This window comes from Microbispora sp. CSR-4 (assembly GCF_008033685.1).
Lineage (GTDB): Bacteria > Actinomycetota > Actinomycetes > Streptosporangiales > Streptosporangiaceae > Microbispora.
In genome coordinates, this window is record NZ_VJVX01000016.1 from 122,708 (window position 1) to 129,505 (window position 6,798).

At 73.8% G+C, this 6,798-nt stretch carries 7 protein-coding genes; 3 read left to right on the forward strand and 4 right to left on the reverse strand.

The features are described from left to right. Nucleotides 1-16: 16 nt before the first annotated feature. Nucleotides 17-973: a YafY family protein gene (locus FLV34_RS14875; RefSeq protein ID WP_147943365.1), complete on the reverse strand. Its 957-nt coding sequence runs from the start codon at nt 971-973 to the stop codon at nt 17-19. Nucleotides 974-1,155: 182 nt separating this feature from the next. On the opposite strand from FLV34_RS14875, the gene FLV34_RS14880 reads away from it, so the two are divergent. From FLV34_RS14880 to FLV34_RS40445, 3 genes are all read left to right on the forward strand, one after another. Next, complete coding sequence (locus tag FLV34_RS14880; protein ID WP_147943366.1) at nt 1,156-1,998, forward strand: NAD(P)H-binding protein; 843 nt, start codon at nt 1,156-1,158, stop codon at nt 1,996-1,998. Between the two features lie 64 nt (nt 1,999-2,062). After that, nucleotides 2,063-3,154 (forward strand): winged helix DNA-binding domain-containing protein, encoded by a 1,092-nt coding sequence (locus FLV34_RS14885; protein WP_142646867.1) that lies wholly within the window; start codon nt 2,063-2,065, stop codon nt 3,152-3,154. After that, entirely contained in the window at nt 3,154-3,294 is a 141-nt protein-coding gene (locus FLV34_RS40445) for a DUF6510 family protein (protein WP_187280639.1), read from the forward strand. Before FLV34_RS14885 ends, FLV34_RS40445 begins: the two co-directional genes overlap by 1 nt. A 42-nt stretch (nt 3,295-3,336) precedes the next feature. Here the strand turns inward: FLV34_RS40445 and FLV34_RS14890 are convergent, their stop codons facing one another. The 3 genes from FLV34_RS14890 to FLV34_RS14900 form a co-directional block, all read right to left on the reverse strand. Continuing rightward, complete coding sequence (locus FLV34_RS14890; protein WP_185948948.1) at nt 3,337-3,504, reverse strand: hypothetical protein; 168 nt, start codon at nt 3,502-3,504, stop codon at nt 3,337-3,339. A 172-nt stretch (nt 3,505-3,676) separates the two neighbouring features. Next, nucleotides 3,677-5,398, reverse strand: coding sequence for a serine/threonine-protein kinase (locus FLV34_RS41525; protein ID WP_147943367.1), 1,722 nt, complete (start codon nt 5,396-5,398; stop codon nt 3,677-3,679). A gap of 155 nt (nt 5,399-5,553) precedes the next feature. Next, nucleotides 5,554-6,696 carry an NEW3 domain-containing protein gene (locus FLV34_RS14900; RefSeq protein WP_147943368.1) on the reverse strand — a complete coding sequence of 381 codons (1,143 nt, stop codon included), beginning with the start codon at nt 6,694-6,696 and terminating at the stop codon, nt 5,554-5,556. Nucleotides 6,697-6,798 lie beyond the last annotated feature (102 nt).

Consider the following 6,798-nt stretch of genomic DNA (forward strand, 5'->3'; position numbering starts at 1 on the left):
CGCGTCCTGCGGGCGATCAGCACATGACGGCGCGGTGGTAGCGGCCGGCGAGGGCACGTACGAGTTCGACCAGTTCCGGCGGCTCTGTCACGGTGAAGTCCATGCCCAGCAGGCCGAGGTTGACGGCGAGTGCCTCGACACTGTCGGCACCGGTGTCCAGCAGGCACCGCGTGTCGTCGACCGGCGTGACAGTGCCGATGGCAGCGTTGATCCGTTCGGCGACCAGCTCGGCCGGGGCGTGCAGGGTGACCTGGGCCCGATACCGCCAGGCTGCCGACGACACTCCCCGCCGCACCTGGTCGACGGGGTCCTCCGGCAGCTCGCGCGGGGCGAACCGGGGACCTGCCGGGGTGCGTGGGCTCATGCGGTCGACCCGGTACGTCCGCCAGTCGGCCCGCGCGACGTCGAAGCCGATGAGGTACCACCGCCGCCCCCAGTTGACCAGCCGGTAGGGCTCGACGTCTCGGCGGCCGGCCGAGCCGTCGTGACTGCGGTAGTCGAACCGCAGCCGCTCATGGTCCCGGCAGGCGGTGGCGATGGCGGTCAGCGTGTCCGCGTCGACCCGCGGGCCGGGCTCGTCCCTGGGCACCGCGACGGCGTACTGCTGGAGGGTGCCGACCCGGCGCCTGAGCCGGGACGGCAACACCTGCTCCAGCTTGGCGAGCGCGCGCAGGGAGGTCTCCTCGACCCCCGTGATGGTGCCCGCGGCGGTCCGAAGCCCGATCGCGACGGCGACCGCCTCCTCGTCGTCGAGCAGCAGCGGCGGCAGGGGGGCGCCGGCGCCGAGCCGGTAGCCGCCCGCGGCGCCCCGGCCGGCGTGCACCGGATAGCCGAGGTTCCGCAGGCGATCCACGTCGTTGCGGACGGTCCGGGTGCTGACCGACAGCCGCTCGGCCAGCTCGGCGCCGGTCCACTCGCGGGGTGTCTGCAGCAGGGAGAGCAGGCGCAGCAGCCGCGCCGAGGTTTCCAACATTCCCCGAAGTCTGCCAGCCAATTAGGAACGAATCTTACCTAATTGGCATCTAGCGTGACGGCCATGACGAACAGCGGGGGCGGCATCACGGAGGACGCCGCCCCCATGACGGCGAGGCCCTGCGGCAAGCAGAGCATTCCAGGTCGTTATGTCAGGACTGTCATCGAATGAAGGGAAACCCCATGTATCTGGTCGTTGGTGCCACGGCTCACTTCGGACGTCAGGCGGTCGAGGAGCTCGTCTCCACTGGGGCTCCGGTGCGTGCGCTGACCCGGACCCCGGAGAAGGCCGGGCTGCCGGAGGGCGTCGAGGTCGTCCAGGGTGATCTGACCAAGCCCGAGACGTTGCCGGCCGTCGTGCGGGGTGTCGAGGCCGCCTTCCTGGTCCTGCAGTATGGAGCGGACATCGCTCCGCTTCTGGAGGCAGCGCGCGAGGCAGGAGTGCGGCGGGTGGTGTTCCTGTCGTCGGGGGCCGTCGACGACGGGGCCGAGCGGCAGCCCGATGTGATCGCCCGATATCACCGTGACGTCGAGCAGGCCATCGAGACCTCCGGAATCGAGTGGACGTTCCTCCGGCTGCTGTTCCCCGCCATCAACTCGCTGACGTTCGGGATGCAACTGCAGGGCGGCGATATCATCCGCGCGCCGTACACCGAGGCCGCCTTCAGCGCCGTGCACGAGCGGGACGTCGCCGAGGTGGCCGTACGGATCCTGACCGGCGGCGGGCACGCGGGCCGGATCTACGACCTGACCGGCCCCGAGTCGCTGACCCAGGCACAGCAGGTACGCATCCTGGGCGAAACGCTGGGACGCCCGCTGACCGTCGAGGACCTCGATCCCGAGCCCGTGCGAGCGCAGATGAGTCAGTTCATGGACGCCGCCTTCCTGGCGGCGCTGTTCGGTCTCATGGCACGGGCTGTCGGGAAGCCGGCGCCGGTCAACGAAGTCATCGAGCAGATCACCGGGCACCCCGCGCGCACCTACGCCGAGTGGACCACAGATCACAAGGCCGACTTCGGCGGCTGACCGACCAGGGCAGGGGGACGGAGAACCGCCGCCTCCCTGCCCCCGAGAACCGAAAGGGGCCACGATGCCGCCGGTGCTGGAGCGACGCGAACTGGGACGAGCGCTGCTGGCCCGCCAGATGCTGCTGGAACGGGCCGACGCGACGGCCGAGGAGGCGATCGCGCGGCTGGCCGGAATGCAGGCCCAGGCTCCGTACGCGCCTTACTTCGGGCTCTGGACCAGGTTGAAGAGGTTCGGCACCGATGACCTGGCGGACGCGCTGACAGGGCGCCGGTTGGTGCGGGTCGCGCTGATGCGCAGCACCGTCCATCTGGTCACGGCGGCGGACTACCGCTCGTTGCGGACATGGGTCCAGCCTGCGCTCGACCGGGAGCTGGACACCGCGTTCAAGAAGGCCCTGGCCGGTCTGGACCGCGCGGCCGTGGCGGAGGCGGGGCGCGTCCTGCTCGGCGAGCGGCCCCTCACTCCCGGAGAACTCGGGCAGGCGCTGAGCGAGCGGTGGCCCGGCCGCGAGCCCCGCGCGCTCGCCACAGTGGTGCGAAACCTGGTGCCCCTGGTTCAGGTGCCGCCGCGCGCTGTCTGGGGCGTAGGCGGTGCCGCACGGTACGCCACGGCGGCGACCTGGACGGGAGCCGCGCCCGCACCGGTGCCGGACCCCGAACGGATCGTGCTGCGTTACCTCGCCGCGTTCGGCCCGGCATCGGTCAAGGACGTGCAGACATGGGCGGGTCTGACCCGGCTGCACGCCGTCATGGAGCGGCTGCGGCCACGGCTGGCGGTCTTCCGCGACGAGCATGGGGTGGAGCTGTTCGACCTGCCGGACGCGCCGCGCCCCGGCGCCGACGCCCTCGCGCCGGTTCGCTTCCTGCCCGAGTATGACAACCTGCTGGCCTCCCATGCCGACCGCACCCGCGTGATCTCGGACGAAGCCCGCCGGCGCGTGACGACCCGCAACGGCATGCGCGCGACCTTCCTCGTGGACGGCCAAGTGAGAGGTGCGTGGAAGCTCGACGCGGACAGGACGTCGGCGACTCTGGAAATCGACTCTTTCCTGCCGCTGTCCGCCGCCGAACGCGCCGAGGTCGAGGCGGAAGGCGCCCGGCTTCTGGAGTTCGCCGCGCCCGGAGCCGCACACGATCTACGTCCGACCACCTGATGGCCCGCAGCGCGGGCTGCGAGGAGGTCGTGCTGCGACTGGTCCGCTGCCCGGACACGGCCTGGCTCGACCTGCGCGGCGCCGTCTCCCCGCGCATCCCGCTGGGCGCCGCGAACGGAGCACCCGGCGCGGACCGGTGAGACGAGGCCTGCGGCTGTGCCGCCGGCCCGCCTCGTGCCGCCTCAGGCGCGGGCCCGCGGGTCGTCGCCGATGACGTGGGCGGTATGGGTGTCCACGTCGAGGGCGGTGCGGGCGATCACGCCCCCGTCGCCGACCAGGGCGATGTGCAGCCGCCCGCTGGTCCAGCCGTCCGGCAGCACGGCGCGCACCTCGGCGGGCGCGCCGAGCACGAACGGCTTGGCCTCCGCGGCGGGGCCCGGCTCCCCCGGGTGTCCGGGGGTGGCGCCGAAGACCGGGGTCCAGGCGGTGTGCAGGCGGCCTCGTGGTGGCGTTGACGTGGGCCGGGCCCACGCCGGCCAGGTCCTGGGAGAGCACGACCTGCCAGGCGCCCGCCGCCCCCTCTCAGCGGTAGGTGTAGCAGTAGTTCGACTTGCCCTTGAACCGGTGGAACGCCTTCGGGTCGTGGTAGCGCCAGCGGCAGCCCGCGTCGCGCTGGCTCTGGGAGAGATACATGGTGTCGCCCTTGCGCTTGACGCAGTACGCGCCGGGCGTGGGCGTCTCCCGATACTCGACCCACTCCCAGCCGAGGCTCACGCAGTAGTCGGTGAACCGGCCGGGTCCCAGCTCCACTACCCGCTGGGCGGGCGTGGGCGAGGGCTTCGCCTGCTTCTTCTCCACCGGGGACTCCGCGGGGACCGGCGCGGTCGTCTTCGACCGGCGTACTGTCGGCCGTGCGGTGACCGTACGCGTCGGGACCGGCCGGGTGGTGGCCGGCCTGGCCGTGGACCGGCTCACCCGCGGCGGGTGTGAGGCGGCGGGCGACGCGGATCGCGAGACGGCGACGGGCGACGGAACCGCGAGCGCGGACGGGGACGGGCCGCCGCCGGTGTCCGCCGACGCGGGCGGGGGCGTGCCGACCGCCGCCGCTCGCTCCGTCGCGGAGACGCCAGTCCCGGTGAACGGCAGATGCAGGGACGGCAGCAGCGCGACGGTGGCGGCCACCGTGGCCGCCACCGCCACGGCCACGGCGGCGACGACGGCCCGCACCCGCCCACGACTGTTGCTTCCCGGCACCGTGGCAGGTCCCGTGGCAGGTCCCGTGGCAGGTCCCGTGATCGGCCCGGACTGCGCGTCGCCCGTGGCAGGCGGCATCGGCGTGCCCGGCCCGGCGTGCGCGCCGGGCGCGGGCGGGACACCTGGCGCGCCCGGTGTACCCGGCGCGTACGGCGCACCGCCCCCGGCGGGCGAGACCGGCGTGCCCGATCCGGCCGGCGCGGCGGGTGCCCCCGGAACCCCGGGCGCCACCGGCACGGCCGGGGCGTCGTGGCGTGGGCGGACGAGGCGGTCGACGATCTCCCGCGCCGTCGGCCGCCGTGCCGGGTCCTTGGCGAGACAGGCCGTGAGCAGGTCGCGCAGCGGCGACTCGATCCCCTCCAGGTCGGGCTCCTGGTTGAGGATCCGGTTGATGATGGCGGGGATGGCGTCGGCGCCGAACGGCGGACGGCCCATGGCGGCGAACGCGATCGTGGACGCCCAGGCGAACACGTCGAGGGCGAAGCCGAGCTCGCCCGCCGCGAGCTGCTCGGGCGCCATGTAGGCGGGCGTTCCCACGATCTGGCTGGTCATCGTGCTGGTGTTGGCCAGCGCGCGGGCGATCCCGAAGTCGATGACGCGCGGCCCGTCCGGCCCGATCAAGACGTTCTGCGGCTTGAAGTCCCGGTGGACCACCCCGGCGTCGTGCAGGGCGACCAGGGCGGTGGCGGTGCCGATGGCGAGCCGTTCGAGCGCGCCGCCCGACAGGGGCCCCCGCGCGGCCACCACCTGGCTCAGCGGCGGCCCGTCGACGTACTCGCTCACGATGTACGGCCGGCTGCCGTCCATGCCGGACTCCAGCACCTGGGCCGTGCAGAACCGGGCGACCCGGCGGGCGAGCTCCGCCTCGCGGGTGAAGTCGGTGCGGGCGGCGTCCTGGCCGAGCCGTGCGTGGAAGAGCTTGACCGCGACGAGGTCGCCGGACTCCGCCTCGCCGAGATAGACGACGCCCTGCCCTCCTTCGCCGATCCTGCCGGTGATGCGGAAGGAACCCAGGCGTGCGGGATCGCTCGGCTCCAGCGGCTGCGGCATGACTCTCCGGGGGTCGGGGGCACGTACGCGCCTCCAGTATCCCGCCGGAGATCGACCACATGACCGCCTTGGCCCGACCGCGGCCGGTGCCCGGCGCGTCGTTCCCGGAATCCGTGGAGGGCGCGGCGCCGGAACCACGCCCTCCACGGGGCACGCTACGAGGAACTACGGCCCTCCAGGCCGGCGACCGCGATCGTGCCGGAGGTGCCGCGCAGGCCGAAGCCGTAGCGGAAGCCCTCGCGGGCCTGCGGGGTGGCGAGCGTGCCGCCGATGTCCGCCGTACGCAGCGGACGCCACTGGCCGCCGGTGTAGGCGAAGGAGGTGATGGTGTCACCGGACAGCGCCAGCGCGAACCGGTCGCCGGGCTTGAGGGTCAGCGGGGCGTCGCCGGGCGTGTCGAGGAACCGGCCGCCGACCCGCACGTTGATGCCCGACTGCTTGCGGGTGTTGTTGTACCAGGCGGTCACGTAGGTGCCGGCGTCCTTCACCCAGCCGACGAACACGCTGTCCTCCGGGCTGCCGGTGCCGGCGAACTCCCCCGCCGTCACCACGCTGATCGCGTCGGCCGACGAGAGCGCCGCCGGACCGGCCGCCAGGCCGAAGAACGGCTGGGCGCCGCCGCCCGCGAACCGGCCGCCGCCGACGGTGACCGCCGGAAGGGCCTCGCCGCCCTCGGGCTTGTAGAGCGTGTAGCCCGCCGAGGTGTCGGCGGCGAAGTCGTCGTCGGCCTCCCCCTTCCCGTAGGCGTCCGGGTCGAGCCCCACGGTCCCCTGGGCGTACGGGCTCACGGCCCGCGCCGATCCGTCGAACTCGACGGCCGCGCGCACCGGGTGGGCGCCGGGGCTCGGCGCGGTCCCGGCGGGCGGCGCGACCCGCCAGCGTACGGCGAACTCGCCGCCCGGCCGCACCACGTGGGCCTTCGGGCTGCCGACCGGCTCGGCCGACCAGCCCGGGGGCACGGCCAGCGACGCCGTGACCCGGGTGGCGGGCGTGCGTCCCCGGTTGACGAAGGTGGTGGTCACCTCGGCGGGGTCGCCGGAACGCGCCTGCCCGGAGACGGTCACGTCCACCGTGGCGTCGCCCGCGGCGGGCGACCACGCCTGCAGCTCGGTGACGCCGACGTACGCGCCCGGCGGGTTGCCGAACACCAGCCGGATCCTGGTCGTTGTCAGGGCCGGGAACGTGACGCGGTTCAGCGCGGCGCCCGCGGGCCGCTCCGGCGTGCGGGTCTGGCCCGGCACCTCGCGCCACGCCGCGCCGTCCCAGAACTCCAGCCGGTACGACGCGGGGGCCTTCACGCCGCCCTACCTTCTTGAGTGCGAGCGCGCTCCGGTTGGTGTAGAAGATCGGGGTGTGCGAACGAGGCAGGGATGGCTCTCACGCTGGCTGCCCTCGATGGC